Genomic DNA, 20,617 nt, shown 5'->3' on the forward strand with positions numbered 1-20,617 from the left:
TGGTGGAGGGCGAGACGGAGGACGTACTCGACGCGGTTGGCCCGCGGCTGCGTGCGCTGCGCCGCGACCGGGGCATCACCCTCGCCGCCCTCGCGGCGACGACCGGGGTGTCGGAGAGCACGCTGTCCCGGCTGGAGAGCGGGCAGCGGCGGGCGACCCTGGAGTTGCTGTTGCCGCTGGCCCGTACCTACGACGTCCCGCTGGACGACCTCGTCGGCGCTCCACGCATCGGCGACCCCAGGATTCACCTGAAGCCGATCCGGCGGTTCGGGATGATCTTCATTCCGCTGTCCAGGCGGCCGGGTGGTGTGCAGGCGTTCAAGATGATCATCCCTGCCCGGCCGGAACCCCTCGAACCGACCCCGCAGACCCATGAGGGCTTCGAGTGGCTGTACGTGCTCAACGGCCGCCTGCGGCTGGTGCTCGGCGAGCGGGACCTGACGCTGCCGGCGGGTGAGGCGGCGGAGTTCGACACGTCCTTGCCGCACTGGCTGGGCAGCGCGGACGGCGGCGTGGTCGAGCTGCTCATCCTGTTCGGGCCGCAAGGGGCACGCGCGCATGTGCACGCGGGGCCGCGCCGGTCCTGAGCCGGCCGGTTCTCGTGTTGTTCTGGTGCGGAACGCGTACTCTCCCGTGCGGTTCCGCGTTTCCGCCGACGATATCCGCGGTAAATCAGAATGCCGCTGTGCGGTGCCAGAGCTGCGGCCGGGACCGTTTTGGAGGCGGTCCCGGCCAGCGGCGCTGCCACGTTATCGGATCAGGCGTCGAGCGGCGCCAGGGCTGTGACCAGGGCCATTTTGGAGACGGTCGGCCACCCCTGAATACGCCCGGCTGACGTGCCATTCCGTGGAAACGTGGTGCCGATGCGCTCTGTAAGAAGAATGTATTTCATGGCCGGCGCCGCCGTCGCGTTTTTGCTCTTTAGTTCGCTCACGGCCCGCTTTTCCGCACCACTTCCATCGTCAGAGGCGCCGGGGGACAGTTGACCTCAAGCAAACTTGAGGTAGCAGGCTGGCCGAGTGACCAGATTTCAGGCGGAAGGGTGATCGAGATGCGGGCGGTTCAGGCGCGGGAGTTCGGGGGGCCGGAGGTGCTGGTGCCGGTGGAGGTGCCGGAGCCGGTGGCAGGGCCGGGGGAGGTCGTGGTGGAGCTGGCCGTGGCCGATGTCATCTACCTCGACACGCTGCTGCGGCAGGGCTGGGGCGGGGAGATGTTCCCGAGGCATCCCCCGTACATCCCGGGCGGCGGCGGTGCGGGGCAGGTGGTCGCGGTGGGCGAGGGGGTGGACCCGGGCTGGGTCGGCAAGCGCGTCGTGGCCAGGGGGCAGAGCGGCTACGCCGAGCGGATGACCGCCTCCGTCGAGGAGGTGGTGGAGGTGCCGGACGGCCTGGCGTTCCCGCAGGCCGCCGCCGTACTGCACGACGGCGCCACGGCGCTCATGCTCGCCGGCAAGGGCGAGATCGCCAAGGGCGAGCAGGTGCTGGTGACCGCCGCGACGGGAGGCGCGGGGTCGTTGCTGGTGCAGCTCGCCCGCGACGCCGGGGCCCGGGTGATCGCGGCGGCGCGCGGTGAGCGCAAGCTGCGGCTGGCCCGTGAGCTGGGCGCGGAGGTCGCGGTGGACTACTCCGAGGAGGGATGGGACGCACGCGTACGCGAGGCGGCCGGCGGCGAGGGCGTCGATCTGGCCTTCGACGGCGCGGGCGGCGAACTCGGGGGAGTGGCGTTCGGCACGGTGGCCAAGGGCGGCAGGTTCGTCACGTACGGGACGTCCAACGGCGGATTCGCCCAGATCGACCAGCAGGCCGCGGAACAGCGTCGGATCCGCGCGATCAACGCACTGATGGACGGGCCCCCGCCGCCGGACGTGGTCCGCGACACCCTCGCACGGGCTCTGGCACTGGCCGCGGAAGGCCGGATCACGCCGGTGATCGGAGCGACGTACCCCCTGGAACGCGCCGCCGACGCCCACCGTTCACTCGCCGAGCGGGCCACGCTCGGTAAGTCGCTGCTCATGGTCTGACGGCCTCGGCGGGGGCTATCGGCTCGAACGCGCCGGAGACGCGTATCGTTCGCCTGCCGGGCCGGCCGGACTCGTCTGACGGCTCGGCGCGGCCTACCGCCCTGACCGTGCCGCGGATGACCACCGTTCTCGACCACCGTTCTAACGGGCGGCCGGTAGGTCGTCGCCGGTCATTCGACCAGTGCGGGGGCGCTCGGGGTCAGTGTGGCCGCCAGGACCGCCCGGTGGGTCGGCAGGGCGGCGGCATGGCGTGCGCGGCCCTCCGGTGTGATGCAGACGAAGATGCCGCGCCGGTCGGCCTCGCAGATGTTGCGGCCGACCAGGCCGCCGCGTTCGAGTCTGGCGATGAGCCGGGACAGCGCGCTCTGGCTGAGATGGACCGCGTCGGCCAGCTCCTGCACCCGGAATTTGTCGTGGCCGCTCTCTACCATGCGGTCCAGGACCTCGAACTCGCTCGGCCCGAGGCCGTGCTTCTCGCCTAGCTCGCGCTCCAGTGCGCACCAGGTGCTGGCGTGCTGCGCGAGCAACTGCCGCCACGCGGCGACGATCGCTTCCTCGCTCACACGCCGGAGTGTACCAGGCGCGAACATAAGATGCACTCTCATTAAATGCTGTTGCATTAGATGCGGTTGCATGTAATCTCGACCGCATGCATCCCTCGTCAACTGGCGAGCGCTGGGATCCGCGTCTTTGGGGCGCGCTCGCGGTGCTCTGCGGTGTCATCTTCCTTGACGCCCTTGATGTCTCGATGGTCGGAGTTGCTCTGCCCTCGATCCAGGCCGACCTGGGCATGTCCACTTCGTCCCTGCAATGGGTGGTCAGTGGTTACGTGCTGGGGTACGGCGGTCTGCTGCTGCTCGGGGGCCGGACCGCCGACCTGCTCGGGCGCCGCAGGGTGTTCCTCGTGGCCCTGGCCGTGTTCGCCGTCGCCTCGCTGCTCGGGGGCATCGTGGACGACGGCGCCCTGCTGATCGTCGCCCGGTTCGTCAAGGGCATCAGCGCGGCGTTCACCGCTCCGGCCGCACTGTCCATCATCACCACGACCTTCCACGAAGGGCCCGCCCGCAACCGGGCCCTCAGCATCTTCACCGCCTGCGGCGCCAGCGGTTTCTCGCTCGGACTCGTGCTTTCCGGCCTGCTGACCGAGCTGGGCTGGCGGTGGACCTTCCTGATGCCGGTCCCCGTCGCGATCATCGCGCTGATCGCCGGGCTGAAGCTGCTGCCCCGCCACTCAGGCGAGGAGCGCGCCACCGGCGGCTACGACCTGCTCGGCGCCGGCCTGATCTCGATCTCCATGTTGCTGCTGGTCTTCGGCGTCGTCGAGGCCCCGGAGGTGGGCTGGGCCGCGCCGCGTACCATCGCGACCCTGGGGGCCGCGGTCCTGCTGCTGGCCGCGTTCGTGCTGGTGGAGCGCCGGATCAAGCACCCCCTGGTGCGGCTGGGCATCCTGCGCTCCGCGCCGCTCGTCCGGGCCAACCTGGGGTTGGTGATCCTCTTCGGCTCCTACGTCGGATTCCAGTTCGTCGCCATGCAGTACTTCCAGAACCTGCTCCACTGGTCGGCCCTGGAGACCGCGCTGGCCTTCCTGCCCGCCGGCCTGATCGTGGCGGTCACCTCCACCAAGATGGGCGACCTCGCCGACCGGTTCGGCACCCAGCGGCTGATCGCGATCGGCGCGGTCGCGCTGGCCGGGGGTTACGCGATCTTCCTCGGCGTGGACGCGTCGCCCAGCCTGGGCGGCATGATCCTGCCCGGGATGACGCTGCTCGGCATCGCGTTCGGGCTGTCGTTCCCGTCGCTGAACATCCAGGCCACCAACGGCGTGGTGGACGACGAGCAGGGCCTGGCCTCCGGGCTGCTCAACACCTCCGGCCAGGTCGGCGGGGCGATCGTGCTGGCCGTGGTCACCGCGGTCATGACGTCCAGCGGGACGGGCGTGTCCATCCCCGGCATCCGCGCGGCGATCGTGGTGTCGGCCGTGCTGGCGGTGGTCGGCCTGCTCATCGCGGTCACCGGGCTGCGTTCCCGACGCCCGGCCGTCGTCTCGGAGGAGGAGGGCGACGCGAAGGTACTCGAAACCGTCTGAGGGGGACAGCCGGCTCCCGCGCTCCCCGAAGAGGGAACGCGGGAGCCGTGCCATGGCGGCCGAAGGCGGGTATCTGAACCGTAGGAGGCTGCCTTATGGACGGCACGCGAGTCGCAATCCCCTTCGTCGCGCTCATGCTGCTCACGGCCTGCGGTCAGGGCGGGGACGCCGAGGGTTCCTCCTCGCCCTCCGCATCCGTGGTGCCCACCCAGTCCGAAACCCCACCAAAGCCCACAAAGTCCCCTGAAGCCCCTCAAACCACCCAGTCCACCGTGCCGGTGACCTCGAAAACGCCCGGCCCAGGCCCGCCGACGTCCACCCGGGAGGTCCAGGTGGACCGCCAGAGCATGGACCCGGCGCTGGTCAGGCGGGTCCGGTACGCCGGGCACCCCGGCTTCGACCGGGTGGTCATCGACCTTTCCGGCGCGGTGCCCGGCTACTCCGTGCGGTGGGCCGAATCCCTGGTCCAGGACGGCAGCGGCGACCCGATCCCGGTCAAGGGCGGCGCGTATCTCCAGGTCAGCCTGCGCCCGGCGAACGCCCACACCGATGCCGGCGACCTGACCTGGACGGGCGGCCCGGTGTTCCGCGCGGGGCTCGCCAACGTCACCGACGTCGTCAGGACCGGCGACTTCGAGGGCGTGGTCGGGGTGGGGATCGTGCTCGACCACCGGGCGGGGTTCCGCGTGTTCGAGCAGAAACAGCCGGCCCGGCTGGTCGTGGACGTGGCGCACTGACCCGGACACGGCACGGCCCCCTAAGATGGCGAATTGACATCCTCTCCCTCGTAAACGAGGGGGACTCCCACGGTCACCTGTGAGATTTCCTGCTTCGCCGCCGGCCGCCCGCCCGAGAGGACTCTCGTTGAGGTCTTACACCAGCTCCACAGGCGTTTCACCTCTCCGCAAGCCCTGCGGCGAGCACGTTCTTCGCGGCGTTCACATCCCGGTCCTGGACCGCGCCACAGACGCACACCCAATCCCGGACGTGCAATGGCAGCTTCTCTTTCAACGTTCCGCACGCCGAGCACAGCCTGGAGGAGGGGAACCAGCGGTCCACCGCCACCAGTTCCCGCCCGTACCAGGCCGCCTTGTACTCCAGCATGCTCCGCAGCTCCCGCCAGGACGCATCCGAAACCGCACGCGCCAGCGAGCGGTTCTTGACCATGTTACGGACGGTCAGGTCTTCCACGGCGATCACTTGGTTCTCGCGAACGAGCCGTGTGGTGACCTTGTGCAGGTGATCCCTTCGCCGGTCGGCGATCCGGGCGTACACCCGCGCCACCCGCAGCCGGGCCTTGGCCCGATTGCCACTACCTTTCTCCTTGCGTGCCAGCGCCCGCTGCGCCCTGGCCAGCCTGCGCCGGTCCCGGCGCTCATGCCGCGGGTTGACGATCTTCTCCCCGGTGGACAGTGTCACCAGCGCGGTGATGCCCGCATCCACGCCCACCGCGGCTTCCACGGGTGGCAGAGGCGCGATCTTCTCCTCCACCAGCAGGGACACGAACCAGCGCCCGGCCGAGTCCCGGCTCACGGTGACTGTGGACGGCTCGGCCCCCTCCGGCAGGGGACGCGACCACACGATGTTCAGCGGCGTGTCCATCTTCGCCAGCGTCAACGCCCCGTCGCGCCAGCGGAACGCCGACCGGGTGTACTCTGCGCTCGCGCGGGCCTTCTTGCGGGACTTGAAGGTGGGGTATCCGGCCCGTTTGGCGACGAAGTTCGCGAACCCCGCCTGAAGGTGCCGCAACGCCTGCTGCAACGGAACCGCCGACACCTCGCACAGGAAGTCGTAGTCCCCGCCGCGCTTCCAGGCAGTCAACATGGCCGAGGACTCCACGTAGGAGACGCGGCGGCCTTCCAGCACATAGGCGCGGGTGCGTGCTTCCAGCGCCTTGTTGTAGACCAGACGGACGCAGCCGAAGGTGCGGGTGAGCTCTCCTGCTTGGTCGGGGGTCGGGTAGAAGCGATATTTGTAGGCCCGCTTCACCATCTGAGCCACGCCTCACATCGTATCGCGAGGTCGCCTGAGGATTGTGCGGGTTTTCGGTACGGCCGTCGGTCTGGCGGCCGCTCGCCTGTCCCTGTCCGGCTCCGCAGGGGTTCGATTCCTTCCCCGCCTGAAGGCGGGGGTCTCCTCGGAGGTCTTTGATGAACCAGCCCAGCCCGGCCGCGATCCGCAAGGCCCCGAAGGTCCTCTTGCACGATCACCTCGACGGCGGCCTGCGCCCCGAGTCCATCGTCGACCTGGCCCGCGACTCTGGCTACGCCGGGCTGCCCACGACCGACCCCGGCAACCTGCGGTCGTGGTTCGCCGAGGCCAGCGCCTCGGGCTCGCTGGAGCGCTACCTGGAGACCTTCTCCCACACGGTGGGCGTGATGCAGTCCCGCGAGGCGCTGATCAGGGTGGCCGCCGAGTGCGCCGAAGACCTCGCCGATGACGGGGTCGTCTACGCCGAGGTCCGCTACGCGCCCGAACTGCACACCACCGCCGGGCTGACGCTCGACGAGGTCGTCCAGGCGGTGATCGAGGGCTTCGAGCAGGGCTCGGCCGGGCGGCCGATCAAGGTCAGGTCGCTGCTCACCGCGATGCGCACGCAGGCCAGGTCGCGGGAGATCGCCGAGCTGGCCGTCCGCTACCGCGACGTGGGCGTCGTCGGGTTCGACATCGCGGGGGCGGAGGCCGGTTACCCGCCCACCCGCCACCTGGACGCCTTCGAGTACCTACAGCGGGAGAACGCGCACTTCACCATCCACGCGGGGGAGGCGTTCGGGCTGCCCTCGATCTGGCAGGCGATCCAGTGGTGCGGCGCCGACCGGCTCGGCCACGGGGTGCGGATCATCGACGACATCGAGGTGTCGCCGGACGGGGAGCCGAAGCTCGGCAGGCTCGCCGCCTACGTCCGTGACAAGCGCATCCCGCTGGAGATGTGCCCGACCTCCAACATCCAGACCGGGGCCGCCAAGTCGCTCGCCGAGCATCCGATCGGGCTGTTGCGCAGGCTGCACTTCCGGGTCACGGTCAACACCGACAACCGGCTGATGAGCGACACCATGCCGTCGCAGGAGTTCGTCAAGCTGGTGGAGACGTTCGGGTACGACTGGGATGATCTGCAATGGTTCGCGGTCAACGCGATGAAGTCGGCCTTCATCCCCTTCGATGAACGGCTGGCGCTCATCAACGGGCAGATCAAACCCGGGTTCGCCAAGCTCAAGTGGGCGGGAGAGGCACAGTGAAGCAGGTCTACCGGTCCCGGCTGGCCCAGGTGCTCGGCTGGGTGTGGGTGGTGTTCGCCGCCGTCATGGCCGTCGATCTGGTGGCCCGGTTCAACGGGGCGCCGTCGCTCGTCGCCGCCGCGGTGCTCGGCGTGCTGACCGCCATGATCGTGGTGACCTCGCTGCGCCCGGCCACCGTGCTCACCGAGGACGGCGTACTGGTCCGCAACCCGTTCCGGGACACCTTCGTGCCCTGGGCGTCCGTCGCGGGGGTCAAGGTGTCGCACGCCATCCAGATCGACGCCGACGGGCAGACCGTCCGCTGCTGGACGCCGCAGTCCTCGGCCCGTGAGCGGGTCTCGGCGCTGCGCCGGTCCGAGCCGGGCCGGCCCACCTCCTCGCGGGGCTCGCGCGGGATGCCGATCACGCCCAAGCCGACCAGCGCGGAGCAGTCGGCGGTGGACGCGATGGCGGGCCGTACGCACGCCGACTACGTCGCCGACCAGCTCACCGAACGCGCGGAGAAGGCCAGGCTCAAGGCCGCGCACGCCGACCCGTCTCCGGCTACGGAGGCGCAGCCCATCCGCACCACCTGGTCGGCACTGGCCGGGGCGGTCTGCCTGGCCGCCGCCGTGCTCGTGGTCGTGGCGGTCGTCGCGTCCTGACCGCCCTGATCGTCCTGACCGCCTGATCGCCTGACCGCCTGACCGTCTGATAACCCCGACAGCGCGCCCGGACCGGCGCGCTGTTCTCGTCGTGCCCGAATGTGACCAGCGCCACCTTGACGGGCAGGGGTGCCAAGGCGGATAGTCGAATTATTCAACAGTCGATGAAATCGGATGGTGGTCATGTCCGAGCACGTGACCTGCGCAATCATCGGTGGCGGCCCGGCCGGGATGGTACTGGGCCTGCTGCTCGCCCGAGCGGGCGTCGAGGTGACCGTGCTGGAGAAGCACGGCGACTTCCTGCGCGACTTCAGAGGCGACACGGTGCACCCCTCGACCCTGCAACTGCTCGACGAACTCGGCCTCGGCGAGCGGTTCGCCGCACTGCCGCAGAGCCGGTTGAGCCGGATCGGCTTCCCCATCGGCCGGGACGACCTGCTGACCGTCGGCGACCTGAGCCGGCTCAAGACGCGCCACCCCTACATCGCGATGGTCCCGCAGTGGGACTTCCTGTCCCTGCTGGCCGACGCCGCCAAGGAGGAGCCCGGCTTCAGCCTCCGGATGAACACGGAGGTGACCGAGCTGATCCGGGAGTCCGGGCGGGTGGCCGGTGTCCGGTACCGGACCAAGGACGGCCGCACCGGGGAGATCCGCGCCGACCTGACCGTGGCCTGCGACGGCCGGTGGTCGATCGCTCGCGAGCAGGCCAGGCTGACGCCCAAGGAGTTCCCGGTCCCGCTGGACGCCTGGTGGCTGCGGCTGTCCCGCAGCCCGCAGGACCGCGCCGGGGCGCTGACACCCGTGACCGACAAGGGCCGGTTCATCATCGTCATCCCGCGCGAGACCCACCTGCAGATGGCCTACATCGCCAAGAAGGGCATCGACCGGCAGATCAGGGCGCGCGGCATCGAACGCTTCCGCGCCGAACTGGTCGAGGCCATGCCCTGGCTCGACGACCGGGTGCACGAGATCGAGTCGATGGACGACGTCAAGCACCTGGACGTCCGGCTCAACCGGCTGCGCCACTGGCACCGCCCGGGGCTGCTGTGCATCGGCGACGCGGCGCACGCCATGTCGCCGATCGGCGGGGTCGGCATCAACCTGGCCGTCCAGGACGCGGTGGCCGCCGCCACGCTGCTGGCCGGGCCACTGCGCCGGGGCGGCGGGGTGCCACCGGCCCTGCTGGCCCGGGTCCGTACGCGGCGGCTGCTGCCGACCATCGCGGTCCAGACCTTGCAGCGCATCCTGCACCGCATGGTGATCTACCCGATCGTCAAGGGGGAGCGCTCCGGCCCGCCCGAGCCGATCGTGCGGCTGATGCGACGCTTCCCGAAGGCGTCCTTCGTACCCGCCTACCTCATCGGCATCGGCCTGCGCCCCGAACACGCCCCCGCCTACGCCCGCCGACCCCCCCAACCCGCCCCCGCCCGCCCGGAACCGACCCCGGCCGCCCACGCCCCGGCGGACTGACCCGACCCAGGATGGACCGCCCGCCGCCCTGACCACATTGCGCAGGCGGCGGGCCATGGGGCTCGTCAGCGGCTCTGTGACCTGCGCGAGCGGGTGAGCCAGCGCGCCGAGCCGAACGCCACCAGCGCCAGGACTGCGGCCGAGAAGGTCGCGGGATGGCCGTTCAGCGCGTGCACCAGCGCGTCGCCCGTTTGGAAGAGGCCGGTCACCCACAGCAGGACGATCAGCCCCGCAGCAGAGCGGCGGGCCAGCAGGACCAGCAGTGCGCCCCCCACCGCCAGCGACCTGATGGAGCACGCCCGGGCGAATGTCTCCACCGCCGGGCTCACGGCAGAACCGGCGGGCAGCGCGAAGGCCGGGTCGACGATCAAGATGGCGGAGACCATGAGGGTCACCAGGGTCGAGACGACGGTGACCGCGATGAAGATTCGCTCACCCATGAGTCAGCGGCTCCAGCGGACCGGTCAGGTGCTCGGGCCGGACGCCCAGCCCCACGACCCGGCCGAACAGGTGCGGAAACCCCGGCCAGTGCCGCAGGGTCCGGAGCGGCTGGGGCAGGCGTAGTGGCGGGGCGGCCCCTGAGTCGCCACCGGTGATGGAGGCGGCCACGAAACGCTTCTGCGCCATGCGCTGTGCCGCCTGGGTGAGCACGGTCGGCCATTGGCGGCGGCGCTGCACGAGGGCCAGGTCCTTGTCGTTCACCCGGCCGCGCCGCAGGGCGGGCAGCAGGATGCGGGCCGTGGCGACGGCGTCCTGGACGGCCAGGTTGACGCCCACGCCCGCGATGGGGGACATGGCGTGCGCGGCGTCGCCGATGAGCAGTACTCCTGGTGCCCACCAACGGGCGAGCCGGTCGATGCGGATCTGCAGGACGGCGATGTCCGCCGCACCGATGGCGGCCATGCGCTCGCTGGTGAACGGGGCGAGCCGGGCGACGGTGCGGCGGGTCCATGCCCCGTCGTCGGCCCGCGCGGCCTGCGCCGTGTCCTTACCGATGAGCAGGGCGGCCTGCCAGTAGTCCGCACGGTTGATCATGATGAGGCCGCCGGTGGCCGAAAAGCGGAGGAACGTGCCATCGGGGTCGCCGGGCAGGCGGGGGATGCGGACGTACAGGCAATCGTGCGGCGTGGCGGAGGAGCGGGGCCGCAGCCCGAGCAGGTCCCGCACGGTGGAGTGCCGGCCGTCGGCCGCCACCACCAGCGGCGCGGTCAGCTCACCCGTCCGGCCGGTGTCCTTGTCGGCGTAGCGCACCCCGCACACCCGCCCGCCCTGCCGGAGCAGGCCGGTGACCTCGGCGTGCTGGGCGAGGTGGAAGTGCGGCGACCCGGCGGCGGCCTCGGCGAGCAGGTTGAGGAAGTCCCATTGCGGCACCAGCGCGATGTGCTGATGGCGGCCCGGCAGGCGGCTGAAGTCCTCGATGATGACGCCGTCGTCGAATTGCATGGTGAGCCGTTGCTCACGCTGCTGCGGCAGGGCGGCGAAGCGGTCGCCGAGGCCGAGCCGGTCCAGCAGGTCGAGGGTGGACGCGTGCACCGTGTCGCCGCGGAAGTCGCGCAGGAAGTCGGGGTACTTCTCCAGCACCGCCACCTCCACGCCGGATCTGGCCAGCAACAGGCCGAGCACCATGCCCGCCGGGCCGCCGCCGGCGACGACGCACCCCACTGCGGTCTTCGCGATAGATCCCATCTGACCCTCCAACGGGCGAAAGCGGGGAGAAAGTCCCCGGTTTACTCGCACGGTACCATAACCGGGGAATGTGTCCTCGCTTACGTCTGGAGTGACCGATGAGAGAGCTGCGCGCCGACGCTCGCCGCAACCGCGAACGGATCCTGCGCGCCGCACACCTGGCCTTCCTCGATCAGGGGGCGGACGCGCCGCTCGACCAGATCGCCACGGGCGCGGGAGTTGGCAACGCCACCTTGTACCGCCACTTCCCGGACCGCGCCGACCTGATCGGAGCCGTGGTGGTGGACAACATGGCGCGGGTGGCGGCCCTCGCCGCCGAGGTCTTGGCCGCCGAACCGTCGGCCGGCCAGGCGCTCGCCGCGTTCGCCCAGCGGGTGGTCGAACACCGTATCGTCGCCATGCTGCCCATCCTGGGCGCGCACGTTGAGCAGACCGCCGAGTTCCGCCGGGCGCGCGCCCACCTCCTGGCGGCGTTGCACGCCCTGGTCGAGGCCGCCAGAGCCGAGGGGGCGCTGCGCTCCGACGTAAGCGCCGCCGACCTCGTCATGTTCCTCACCGTGCTCACCCGCCCTCTGCCGTCGGTGTCAGGCGACCTGGACGACGCGGTACGCGCTCGGCTGCTGGCCACCCTCCTCAACGGCCTGCGCCCCGGCGGCGCCACCCCGCTGCCGGGCGCCCCCCTCGACGCGGACCTCATCACGGCCGGCCTGACGACGGCGAACCGGGGCCCGGCCGCACAGGCGGACACGCGCGTCCCTGGTCCGTGAGTACGGCCTTGGCCTTCGGTGCGGCGTTGACCGGCCGGCGGCGGAACCACCGGGGTTCCAGGCTCGGCGGGACTCCGGCAGGGGAGCCTTTGCGGGGCGGATGGGCTCAGCGGGCGAGGGCGGCGGTCAAGGTGTCGCCGATGGCGGTGATGTCGCGGGCCGCGCGGGCTCGGGCCGTGTCGACGTCGCCGTCGGGTCCGACCGGGGTGACGACCTCCAGGTAGCACTTCAGCTTGGGCTCGGTGCCGCTCGGCCGTACGACCGCGCGGGCGTCCCCGGCCAGCCGGAAGCGCAGCGCGTCCGTCGGCGGTAGCGCGCTCGTCCCGGCGGCGAGGTCGTCGACGCCCTCGACGGCCCGGCCGCCGAGGGCGGTGGGCGGGTCGGCCCGCAGCCGGTCCATCGCCGCGGTGATCAGGGAGAGATCCTCGACGCGGAAGGACAGCGCGCCCGTGGCGTGCAGGCCGTACTTCCTGGCCTGGTCGTCCAGCAGGTCGAGCAGGGTGCGCCCGGCGTGCCGGGCGGCGGCGGCCAGCGCGGCGACGGTGAGCGCGGCCCCGATGCCGTCCTTGTCGCGCACCGGCGGCCCCGCGTCCGACCCGACGCTGTACCCGAGGGCCTCCTCGTATCCGAAGACCAGCCCCGGCCCCGCCCGCATGATCCACTTGAAACCGGTCAGCGTCTCCGCGAACGCCACCCCGTGCGCCGCCGCGATCTTGCCGAGCAGAGAGGAGGACACGATCGTGGTCGCCACCCGGCGCGAGCCGCCCGACGTGGCCCCCAGTACGTGCTCGGCCAGCAGCCCGCCCAGCTCGTCGCCGGTCAGCATGCGATGGCCGCCGCCGCGCAGCGGCACGCCGACCGCGCACCGGTCGGCGTCGGGGTCGTTGGCGATCACCAGGTCCGCGCCGACCCGCCCGGCCAGCTCCAGCGCCATGTCCATCGCGCCCGGTTCCTCCGGATTGGGGAAGGCGACCGTGGGAAAGTCCGGGTCGGGGTCGCGCTGCGCCGCCACGACGTACGGCGGGGCGAACCCGGCCCGCTCGAACGCCTCGCCCAGCGTGCCGCCGCCCACCCCGTGCAGCGGCGTGTAGACGACGGTCAGGTCGCGCACCTTCGGATCGCCCAGCGGCAGTGCGGTCACCGCCGACAGGTAGGCGTCGGCGATCTCCGGGCCGAGCACCTCCCACTCGCCCAGCGGCAGCCGGTCCACCCGCCCCACGGCGTCGATGGCGGCCGAGATCCGCGCGTCGACGGGCGGCACGATCTGCCGCCCGTCCCCCCAGTACACCTTGTACCCGTTGTCGCGCGGCGGGTTGTGGCTCGCCGTCACGGTCACCCCCGCGACCGCGCCCAGGTGGCGCACCGCGAAAGCGAGCACCGGCGTCGGCAGCGGCCCGGGCAGCAGCAGGGCGCGCAGCCCGGCCCCGGCCAGCACGGCGGCGGTGTCCCGGGCGAAGACGTCGGACTTGTGCCGGGCGTCGTACCCGATGACCACCTTTCCGCCTGGGCGCAGCACAGCGGCCAGGCCGGCGGCGGCCCGCATGACGGTGACGCGGTTCATCCGGTTGGGGCCCGCGCCCAGCTCGCCGCGCAGCCCGGCGGTGCCGAACTCCAGCTTGGCGGCGAACCGCCCGGCGAGGGCGGCCTGGTCACCGCTCGCCAGCAGTCCTTCCAGCTCGGCCCGGGTCTCGGGGTCGGGGTCCTGGGCCAGCCAGTCCTTCGCCCGCCGTACCAGATCGCGCACGCGCACCCCTCCCGAGCCGCGAAAGAGCGCTGTAGAGCGCTAGAGGTTGTCGATCACCTTGGCCAGCAGCAGCCCCATCCGCCCCGCCGTCGCCCGGCCCACCGCCAGCACCTCCTGGTGGTCGAGCGGTTCGTCGACCAGCCCGGCGCCGGGGTTGGTGACCAGCGAGACGCCCAGCACCTCGGCGCCGCCCTCGCGGGCCGCGATGGCCTCCAGCACGGTGGACATGCCGACCATGTCGCCGCCGATGGTCCGGCACATCCGGATCTCGGCGGGCGTCTCGTACGACGGGCCGCGCAGCCCGACGTACACGCCTTCGGTCAGGGAGGGATCGGCCTCGCGCGCCAGGTCGCGCAGCCGCCTGCTGTAGACCTCGGTCAGGTCGATGAACGCCGGGCCGGTGAGCGGGTTTGCGCCGGTGAGGTTGATGTGGTCGCTGATCAGCACGGGGTCGCCGACGCGCTGGAGCTCCGGGCGCAGGCCGCCCGCCGCGTTGGTGAGCACCACCGTGCGGACTCCGGCCGCCAGCGCGGTGCGCACCCCGTGCGCCACCGCATCGACGCCGTGGCCCTCGTACAGGTGGGTGCGGCCCAGGAAGACCAGGACCCTGCGGCCCGAGCCGGTGACCACGGCGCGTACGGTGCCCGCGTGGCCCGCCACGGTGGGCGGCGCGAACCCCGGCAGGTCGCCCACCGGGATCTCGGCGAGCGCGCCGCCGAGCGCGTCGGCGGCCGGGGCCCAGCCCGAGCCCATCACCAGGGCCGTGTCGAAGGCGTCCGATCCGGTCTGCGAGGTCAGGGCGCGCGCGGCCCGCTCCGCGAGCGCACCGGGGGTGTGGTCATCGTGGGTCACAGGACCGAGGCTACCGGCCGCCGGGCCACCCGGCGATCGGCTTCCCCGCGAGGTGCGGGGACCTTGTGCTCCGGAGCCGGCCGCCCGGCGATCGGCCTTCCCGCGGGGTGCGGGGGCCCGTGCTTTCGGGCCGGCTGCCCGGCGATCGGCTTCCCGGCGAGCTGCGGGGACCTTGTGCTCCGGAGCCGGCCGTCCGGCGATCGGCCTTCCCGCGGGGTGCGGGGACCCGTGCTTTCGGGCCGGCCGTCCGGCGGTCAGCTCCCCAGCGAGGTGCAGGGACGGCCGCGCAGGTCTTTGACGTAGTCGTCGGGGGCGCCCGCCTTCTCCGCGGCGTCGGAGATGATGCCGAGGTAGCGGGCGGCGGGCAGGCCGCCCTCGTAGTCGTCCAGCACGTGGAACCACGCCACCACCTCGCCCTCCAGCGTCTGCACCCGCAGCCGTACCCGCCGGTACAGGCCGAGGGAGGCGCCCTCCCAGTGGTCGAGGGTCTGCTCGTCCCATTCGGGGACGTCGTAAAGGACGACGAAGACATGCTCGTAGGGGTCTTCGACGATGGTGGCGAGCGCGCCCTCCCAGGCGACGTCCGCCCCGCCGAAGGTCAGACGCCAGCCCTGCAGCCAGCCCGTCCCCCGCATCGGGGAGTGAGGAGCCCGCTGAGCCATCTGCGCCGGGTCCATGTTGCTGCCGTAGGCCGCGTAAACAGGCACGGCACCCAAGAGTAATCCAAGATCGCACGCCTGCGGCTCATGCGGCGGGGGTCCGGTGGTTCGTGCCTTCGTGCCCGCATCGATGCGCACTCCTGGGATACGGGACAATGGTGTACGTGACGAGGATCGTGATCATAGGCGGCGGCCCCGGCGGTTACGAGGCGGCCCTGGTCGCCGCGCAATTGGGCGCGGAGGTCACGGTGGTGGAGAAGGACGGCATCGGCGGGCACTGCGTGCTCACCGACTGCGTGCCGTCCAAGACCCTGATCGCCACTTCTGTGCGCAAGCAGGCGCTGCTCGACGCCGCCTCGCTCGGGGTCCACTTCACCGGCGGCGGCGACGGCGAGGTGGGCGGCGTGCAGGTCGATATGCCGCTGGTCAACAAACGGGTCAAGGAGCTGGCGCAGGCGCAGTCCGCCGACATCGCGGCGCGCATGGCGGCCGAGGGCGTGGAGGTGATCGCCGCGCAGGGGCGGCTGGTCGATCCGCAGGTGGTCCGGGCCGGTGATCGCACGATCGAGGCCGACGTGGTGATCGTCGCGACCGGCGCGACGCCCCGGGTGCTGCCCACCGCCCGCCCGGACGGCGAGCGCATTCTCGACTGGCGGCAGATCTACGACCTGCCCGAGTTGCCCGAGCACCTGATCGTGGTGGGCTCGGGGGTGACCGGCGCGGAGTTCGCCGGCGCCTATCGTTCGCTCGGTTCAGAGGTCACGCTGGTCTCCAGCCGCGACCGGATGATGCCCAACGAAGACCCCGACGGCGCCGAGGTGCTGGAGGAGGTCTACCGCAGGCGCGGAATGAACGTCATGGGCCGTTCCCGCGCGGCCGGTGTCAAGCGCACCGCCGACGGCGTGGTCGTCACCCTCGAAGACGGCCGCACCGCCGAGGGCTCGCACTGCCTGATGACCGTCGGCATGATCCCCAACACCCGGGGGCTCGGCCTTCAGGAGGCCGGGGTCACCCTCGACGCCGGCGGTTTCATCCAGGTGGACAAGGTCTCCCGCACCTCCGCTCCCGGCGTCTACGCGGCGGGCGACTGCACCGGCGTGCTGATGCTCGCCTCCGTGGCGGCCATGCAGGGCCGGATCGCGGTGTGGCACGCGCTGGGCGAGGCCGTCCAGCCGCTGCGGATGGCCACGGTGGCGGCCAACATCTTCACCGACCCGGAGATCGCCACGGTCGGGGTGACGCAGCGTCAGATCGAGTCCGGCGAGATCGACGCCAACGTGGTGAAGCTCCCGCTGGCCACCAACGCGCGGGCCAAGATGCAGGGCTTCAACGACGGCTTCGTGAAGCTGTTCTGCCGCCCCAACACCGGCATCGTGCTGGGCGGCGTCATCGTCGCGCCGGGCGCCTCCGAGCAGATCCTGGCCGTGTCGGAGGCGGTGCAGCAGCGGCTGACGGTCGATCAGCTCGCCCACACGTTCGCGGTCTACCCGTCGCTTTCCGGCTCGGTGACCGAGGCGGCCCGCCGCCTGATGCAGCCGATGACCAACAGCGGCATCTGACCCGATCAGACCCACTGACAAAACGGGAAGACCCCGGCGGCCCAAAGGCCACCGGGGTCTTCGCGTCACAGGCCGGGGACGACTACCAGTCTCCGCCGAAGTCTCCGCCGCCGAAGTCACCGAAGCCGCCGGCGTCTCCACCGCCGAAGTCTCCGCCGCCCATGCCGCCACCGGCGTCGGTCATGCCCTGCTCATAACCCGTGCCGTAGCCGCCCATGCCCCAGCCGCCCATCATGCTGCCCATCAGCGTGCCGACGAGCATGATGCTCATCACGTCGCCGAAGCCGCCGTAGTAGCCGTAGGCGTAGGGCTGGTAGGCCGGGCCCGCGTCGTAGTAGGGCCGCCGCTGGCCGTTGACCACGACCTCGCGCATCTGCGGGTCGAAGCCGCGCTCCACGGCCTCGGCGTCGGCCGCGCAGGCGGGCACGTCGCGGACCGCGCCGCTGGGCGGGGCCCAGCGCACGTCGCGGACGGACGGGCCGTGCTGCGGGTTGAAGAAGCACGGCGCCCGCCGCTCGGGGATCGGCTGCTGGTTGACCTGCGCCTTCACCACGGCCAGCGCGTAGCGGCCGTCCTGGAGCGTGGAGGTCACGCCGCGCACGTCGTCGGGCCGCCTGACCGCGCCCAGCTCGACCTTGGCCTTCTCGTAGGAGTCGAGCGCCTGCTGCCACTCGGTCAGGTGGCCGCCGCCCTCGCCGAGCATCTTGACGTCGGCGTCGAGCGCGGTGATCTCCTCACCGAACTTGGTGACGTCTTCCTCCACGGTCTGCTTGACCGAGGCCAGCTCGGCGGCCTCGCGCGCCTCGCGCTGCTGCCGCTTCTTGCGCGAGTAGAGGAACAGGCCGCCGCCGCCCACCAGGAGCAGCACCAGCAGGGCGATGGTCACGCCGGAGCTGACACCGCCGCTCGTGCCCGCCTTGCTGCCCGAGCCGAGCGCGCCGTTCTTGTCGCCCTTCACGGCGGCGTTGGTGCGGTTGACGAAGTCCTTCACCACGTTGACGACGTCGCCCGTGTTGTTCTGGGCGGACAGGTCGGCGATCCGGCCCATGGTCCGCTGGTTCACCACGTCGGAGGTGGCGAACAGGTTCTGCCCGTCGATCACGGCGAGCGAGCTGCTGCCCTTGCCCTCGGCCTCCAGGGCCTGGCCGAGCGTGGTCATGTAGGACTTGACCTGGTCGTTGGGCAGCGTGCCGTCGGGGAACGCGGCCAGGTAGACCGGGTGCTTGGAGCCGGCGAGCACGTCGCGCACGTCGGACTGCTGGGCGGAGGTGAGCGACGCACCGCTCATCACATAAAGCTTGTCCCTGGTCTTCTGCCAGGACGCGATAACGGTGGCCGCGTCGGGCGGCGCCGCCGCACTCGCGGCGGGCGCCATCGCGAGCAGGGCGAAGAGCCCCGCAAGCAGCGCGGCGAGCGCTGTGCCCGCGCGGCGGGCCGGTTGGGTCATTTTCACGGCAGCAAGCCTCCTTCGCCCGGAAGGACGAACGGGCGGTCGGCGGAGTTCCCTCGTCCCCTCAACTCGACCGTATCTCTTTCCCAGGGGCCACAGGCGCTAGGACTCCTTGATGTCGCAGATGACCGCGCCGGAGTTGACCGTCTGGCCGACGGCGGCGCTGAGCCCGGAGACGGTGCCGTCCTTGTGCGCGGTGAGCGGTTGTTCCATCTTCATCGCTTCGAGCACCACGATGACGTCGCCGGTGCGTACCGTGTCGCCATCGTCGGCGACCACCTTGACGATGGTGCCCTGCATCGGGCTGACCAGGGAGTCGCCGCCGGCCGCGGCCTTCTTGGCGGCGGCGGCGCGCCTGCGCGGCGGGGCCGCCGATGCGCGGCCGGCCGCCGTACCGTTGGCGGCGAACCCCGCGGGAAGCACCACCTCCAGGCGCTTGCCGCCGACCTCGACCGTGATCCGCTCCCGCTCCGCGCCCGTCTCCTCCGGAGCCGCCGCCGGGACGGCGTAGGGCGGGATGGTGTTGTCGAACCCGGTCTCGATCCAGCCGGTGTGGACGGTGAACGGCTCGCCGGTGAACGCCGGGTCCGCCACGACCGCGCGGTGGAAGGGCAGCACGGTGGGCATGCCCTCGATCTCGTACTCCGCCAGCGCCCGCCGGGCCCGCGCGAGGGCCTGCCGCCGGTCGGCCCCGGTGACGATCAGCTTGGCGATCAGCGAGTCGAACGCCTGCGGCACGGTCTGCCCGGCGGTGTAACCGGCGTCGAGCCGCACGCCCGGCCCCGAGGGGAGCCGCATCGCGGTGATCGTGCCGGGGGCGGGCAGGAAGCCGCGGCCGGGGTCTTCGGCGTTGATCCGGAACTCGATGGAGTGGCCGCGCAGCGGCGGGTCGTCGTAGCCCAGCGGCTCGCCGGACGCGATCCGGAACATCTCCCGCACCAGGTCGATGCCGGTGACCTCTTCGCTCACCGGGTGCTCGACCTGGAGCCGGGTGTTGACCTCAAGGAAGGACACCGTGCCGTCGGCGCCGATGAGGAACTCACAGGTGCCCGCCCCGACGTAGCCGGCCTCGCGCAGGATCGCCTTGGACGCGCGGTAGAGCAGGTCGCGCTGCTCGGTGGTGAGGAAGGGCGCGGGGGCCTCCTCCACCAGCTTCTGGTGGCGGCGCTGGAGGGAGCAGTCGCGGGTGGAGACCACCACGACGTTGCCGTGGGCGTCGGCCAGGCACTGGGTCTCCACATGCCGGGGGCGGTCCAGGTAGCGCTCGACGAAGCACTCGCCGCGGCCGAAGGCGGTGACCGCCTCGCGGACCGCGCTGTCGAACAGGGCGGGGATCTCCTCCATGGTCCGGGCGACCTTCAGCCCGCGCCCGCCGCCGCCGAAGGCGGCCTTGATCGCGATGGGCAGGCCGTGCTCCTCGGCGAAGGCGGCGACCTCGGCCGCGCCTTCGACCGGGTCGGGGGTGCCGGCGACCAGCGGCGCGCCCGCGCGCTGGGCGATGTGCCGGGCCGAGACCTTGTCGCCGAGCGCGGTGATCGCGGCCGGCGGCGGGCCGATCCAGGTGAGCCCGGCGTCGATGACGGCCTGGGCGAAGTCGGCGTTCTCGGCCAGGAACCCGTAGCCGGGGTGGACGGCGTCGGCGCCGCTCCGCTTGGCGATCTCCAGCAGCTTGCCGATGTTCAGGTAGGTGTCGGCCGGGGTGGAGCCGCCGAGCCCGTAGGCTTCGTCGGCCATGGTGACGTGCAGGGCGTCGAGGTCTTCGTCGGCGTAGACGGCAACGCCGGCCAATTCCGCGTCGCGGCACGCCCGCGCGATCCGGACGGCGATCTCACCACGGTTGGCGATCAGGACCTTGTGCACAGACGTCGTTCCTTCCTCACACGGCCGCCCATCGCTCCCGGGGGACCGGAGCACTCGGCCTTCCCACGGAGTTTAGGCGTCTTCGGCCCGTCGCATTGCGGGACCCCGCGCGATTGCGCCCGGTGATCGAGGCCCGGGTCTCCCGCACGGATCTGCGCTTTGATTCGTGCCAGTTCTCGATAGCCACTCGGCATAACGGCTCTCTCGCCGTAATCTGGCGTCTAACGTGATGGCGCTTGGCGACCTTGTGACGTCAACCAGAAGGAGACTGGCATGAGCCAGAGCTTGCTCGGTGGCAATCCCGCAGAAATGCAGCAGATGGCCACTCAGTTCACGCAACAGGCCGATCAGGTGCGTGCGACCACCGCCGCGCTGGACCGCGAGGCCGCGAAGGTCGGCACCGCGTGGACCGGACCGGGAGCCGAGCGTTTCCGTGACTCCTGGCAGAACTACCGTGCCGCCTTCCAGCGGATGGCCGAGGAGCTTCAGGAAGCGTCGCGGGTCATCAACACCTACCGGGGCAACATCGAGTCCGCCACCCAATGACAGCAGGCTGAAAAACGCGCGGGCGCATTCGGCAGGGA

The 20,617-nt window shown here is 71.5% G+C and carries 19 protein-coding genes and 1 pseudogene; 10 read left to right on the forward strand and 10 right to left on the reverse strand.

From position 1 onward, the window contains the following. Positions 1–2 precede the first annotated feature (2 nt). Positions 3–587, forward strand: coding sequence for a helix-turn-helix domain-containing protein (locus tag ACH34R_RS06130; protein ID WP_397560290.1), 585 nt, complete (start codon positions 3–5; stop codon positions 585–587). A 170-nt stretch (positions 588–757) separates the two neighbouring features. On the opposite strand, the gene ACH34R_RS06135 is transcribed toward ACH34R_RS06130, so the two are convergent. Beyond that, positions 758–934 carry a hypothetical protein gene (locus ACH34R_RS06135; RefSeq protein ID WP_397560291.1) on the reverse strand — a complete coding sequence of 59 codons (177 nt, stop codon included), beginning with the start codon at positions 932–934 and terminating at the stop codon, positions 758–760. Positions 935–1,051: 117 nt separating this feature from the next. On the opposite strand from ACH34R_RS06135, the gene ACH34R_RS06140 reads away from it, so the two are divergent. Further along, complete coding sequence (locus ACH34R_RS06140; protein ID WP_397560292.1) at positions 1,052–2,020, forward strand: zinc-binding dehydrogenase; 969 nt, start codon at positions 1,052–1,054, stop codon at positions 2,018–2,020. A 170-nt stretch (positions 2,021–2,190) separates the two neighbouring features. Here ACH34R_RS06140 and ACH34R_RS06145 read toward each other — a convergent pair whose 3' ends face one another. Continuing rightward, the gene (locus ACH34R_RS06145) at positions 2,191–2,583 is read right to left on the reverse strand and encodes a MarR family winged helix-turn-helix transcriptional regulator (RefSeq protein WP_397560293.1); all 393 of its coding nucleotides are present in this window, start codon (positions 2,581–2,583) and stop codon (positions 2,191–2,193) included. Between the two features lie 86 nt (positions 2,584–2,669). On the opposite strand from ACH34R_RS06145, the gene ACH34R_RS06150 reads away from it, so the two are divergent. Then, positions 2,670–4,106 carry an MFS transporter gene (locus ACH34R_RS06150; protein ID WP_397560294.1) on the forward strand — a complete coding sequence of 479 codons (1,437 nt, stop codon included), beginning with the start codon at positions 2,670–2,672 and terminating at the stop codon, positions 4,104–4,106. 332 nt (positions 4,107–4,438) lie between these two features. After that, complete coding sequence (locus tag ACH34R_RS06155; RefSeq protein ID WP_397560295.1) at positions 4,439–4,843, forward strand: hypothetical protein; 405 nt, start codon at positions 4,439–4,441, stop codon at positions 4,841–4,843. Positions 4,844–4,863: 20 nt separating this feature from the next. Here ACH34R_RS06155 and ACH34R_RS06160 read toward each other — a convergent pair. Continuing rightward, positions 4,864–6,098, reverse strand: a pseudogene (locus tag ACH34R_RS06160) (RNA-guided endonuclease InsQ/TnpB family protein). A gap of 158 nt (positions 6,099–6,256) precedes the next feature. Between ACH34R_RS06160 and ACH34R_RS06165 the strand changes: the two are divergent. The 3 genes from ACH34R_RS06165 (at position 6,257) to ACH34R_RS06175 (ending at position 9,456) form a co-directional block, all read left to right on the forward strand. After that, entirely contained in the window at positions 6,257–7,342 is a 1,086-nt protein-coding gene (locus tag ACH34R_RS06165) for an adenosine deaminase (RefSeq protein WP_397560296.1), read from the forward strand. Then, a complete protein-coding gene (locus tag ACH34R_RS06170) occupies positions 7,339–7,986 on the forward strand; it encodes a PH domain-containing protein (RefSeq protein ID WP_397560297.1) in 648 nt (215 codons plus the stop codon). The genes ACH34R_RS06165 and ACH34R_RS06170 overlap by 4 nt, the downstream gene beginning before the upstream one ends. Before the next feature lie 183 nt (positions 7,987–8,169). Continuing rightward, a complete protein-coding gene (locus tag ACH34R_RS06175; RefSeq protein ID WP_397560298.1) occupies positions 8,170–9,456 on the forward strand; it encodes an FAD-dependent oxidoreductase in 1,287 nt (428 codons plus the stop codon). 65 nt (positions 9,457–9,521) lie between these two features. Here ACH34R_RS06175 and ACH34R_RS06180 read toward each other — a convergent pair whose 3' ends face one another. Both ACH34R_RS06180 and ACH34R_RS06185 read right to left on the reverse strand, forming a co-directional pair. Then, complete coding sequence (locus tag ACH34R_RS06180) at positions 9,522–9,896, reverse strand: DUF4267 domain-containing protein (RefSeq protein ID WP_397560299.1); 375 nt, start codon at positions 9,894–9,896, stop codon at positions 9,522–9,524. Next, positions 9,889–11,142 carry an FAD-dependent oxidoreductase gene (locus tag ACH34R_RS06185; protein WP_397560300.1) on the reverse strand — a complete coding sequence of 418 codons (1,254 nt, stop codon included), beginning with the start codon at positions 11,140–11,142 and terminating at the stop codon, positions 9,889–9,891. Before ACH34R_RS06185 ends, ACH34R_RS06180 begins: the two co-directional genes overlap by 8 nt. A gap of 98 nt (positions 11,143–11,240) precedes the next feature. Between ACH34R_RS06185 and ACH34R_RS06190 the strand changes: the two genes are divergently transcribed. Then, entirely contained in the window at positions 11,241–11,909 is a 669-nt protein-coding gene (locus ACH34R_RS06190; protein ID WP_397560301.1) for a TetR/AcrR family transcriptional regulator, read from the forward strand. Between the two features lie 106 nt (positions 11,910–12,015). On the opposite strand, the gene ACH34R_RS06195 is transcribed toward ACH34R_RS06190, so the two are convergent. From ACH34R_RS06195 to ACH34R_RS06205, 3 genes are all read right to left on the reverse strand, one after another. Next, entirely contained in the window at positions 12,016–13,653 is a 1,638-nt protein-coding gene (locus ACH34R_RS06195; RefSeq protein WP_397560302.1) for a phospho-sugar mutase, read from the reverse strand. A gap of 39 nt (positions 13,654–13,692) precedes the next feature. Continuing rightward, positions 13,693–14,505, reverse strand: a complete 813-nt coding sequence (locus ACH34R_RS06200; RefSeq protein ID WP_397560303.1) for a purine-nucleoside phosphorylase — start codon at positions 14,503–14,505, stop codon at positions 13,693–13,695. 254 nt (positions 14,506–14,759) lie between these two features. Beyond that, positions 14,760–15,212 (reverse strand): gamma-glutamylcyclotransferase, encoded by a 453-nt coding sequence (locus ACH34R_RS06205; RefSeq protein ID WP_397560304.1) that lies wholly within the window; start codon positions 15,210–15,212, stop codon positions 14,760–14,762. A 116-nt stretch (positions 15,213–15,328) separates the two neighbouring features. On the opposite strand from ACH34R_RS06205, the gene ACH34R_RS06210 reads away from it, so the two are divergent. Next, positions 15,329–16,723, forward strand: a complete 1,395-nt coding sequence (locus tag ACH34R_RS06210; RefSeq protein WP_397560305.1) for an NAD(P)H-quinone dehydrogenase — start codon at positions 15,329–15,331, stop codon at positions 16,721–16,723. 82 nt (positions 16,724–16,805) lie between these two features. Here the strand turns inward: ACH34R_RS06210 and ACH34R_RS06215 are convergent, their stop codons facing one another. Together ACH34R_RS06215 and ACH34R_RS06220 are read right to left on the reverse strand one after the other, a co-directional pair. Further along, positions 16,806–18,170 carry a hypothetical protein gene (locus ACH34R_RS06215; RefSeq protein ID WP_397560472.1) on the reverse strand — a complete coding sequence of 455 codons (1,365 nt, stop codon included), beginning with the start codon at positions 18,168–18,170 and terminating at the stop codon, positions 16,806–16,808. A gap of 105 nt (positions 18,171–18,275) precedes the next feature. Then, entirely contained in the window at positions 18,276–20,033 is a 1,758-nt protein-coding gene (locus ACH34R_RS06220) for an acetyl/propionyl/methylcrotonyl-CoA carboxylase subunit alpha (RefSeq protein ID WP_397560306.1), read from the reverse strand. 273 nt (positions 20,034–20,306) lie between these two features. Here ACH34R_RS06220 and ACH34R_RS06225 point away from each other — a divergent pair, with 273 nt between their 5' ends. Further along, complete coding sequence (locus ACH34R_RS06225; protein WP_111169377.1) at positions 20,307–20,579, forward strand: WXG100 family type VII secretion target; 273 nt, start codon at positions 20,307–20,309, stop codon at positions 20,577–20,579. Positions 20,580–20,617 lie beyond the last annotated feature (38 nt).

The sequence above is a fragment of the Spongiactinospora sp. 9N601 genome (assembly GCF_044326295.1).
Lineage (GTDB): Bacteria > Actinomycetota > Actinomycetes > Streptosporangiales > Streptosporangiaceae > Spongiactinospora > Spongiactinospora gelatinilytica.

Coding starts and splice junctions, on each gene's coding strand:
- ACH34R_RS06140 (WP_397560292.1), top strand. CDS start 1,052: ATGCGGGCGGTTCAGGCGCGGGAGTTCGGGGGGCCGGAGGTGCTGGTG.
- ACH34R_RS06150 (WP_397560294.1), top strand. CDS start 2,670: ATGCATCCCTCGTCAACTGGCGAGCGCTGGGATCCGCGTCTTTGGGGC.
- ACH34R_RS06165 (WP_397560296.1), top strand. CDS start 6,257: ATGAACCAGCCCAGCCCGGCCGCGATCCGCAAGGCCCCGAAGGTCCTC.
- ACH34R_RS06175 (WP_397560298.1), top strand. CDS start 8,170: ATGTCCGAGCACGTGACCTGCGCAATCATCGGTGGCGGCCCGGCCGGG.
- ACH34R_RS06180 (WP_397560299.1), bottom strand. CDS start 9,896: ATGGGTGAGCGAATCTTCATCGCGGTCACCGTCGTCTCGACCCTGGTG.
- ACH34R_RS06185 (WP_397560300.1), bottom strand. CDS start 11,142: ATGGGATCTATCGCGAAGACCGCAGTGGGGTGCGTCGTCGCCGGCGGC.
- ACH34R_RS06190 (WP_397560301.1), top strand. CDS start 11,241: ATGAGAGAGCTGCGCGCCGACGCTCGCCGCAACCGCGAACGGATCCTG.
- ACH34R_RS06215 (WP_397560472.1), bottom strand. CDS start 18,170: ATGACCCAACCGGCCCGCCGCGCGGGCACAGCGCTCGCCGCGCTGCTT.
- ACH34R_RS06225 (WP_111169377.1), top strand. CDS start 20,307: ATGAGCCAGAGCTTGCTCGGTGGCAATCCCGCAGAAATGCAGCAGATG.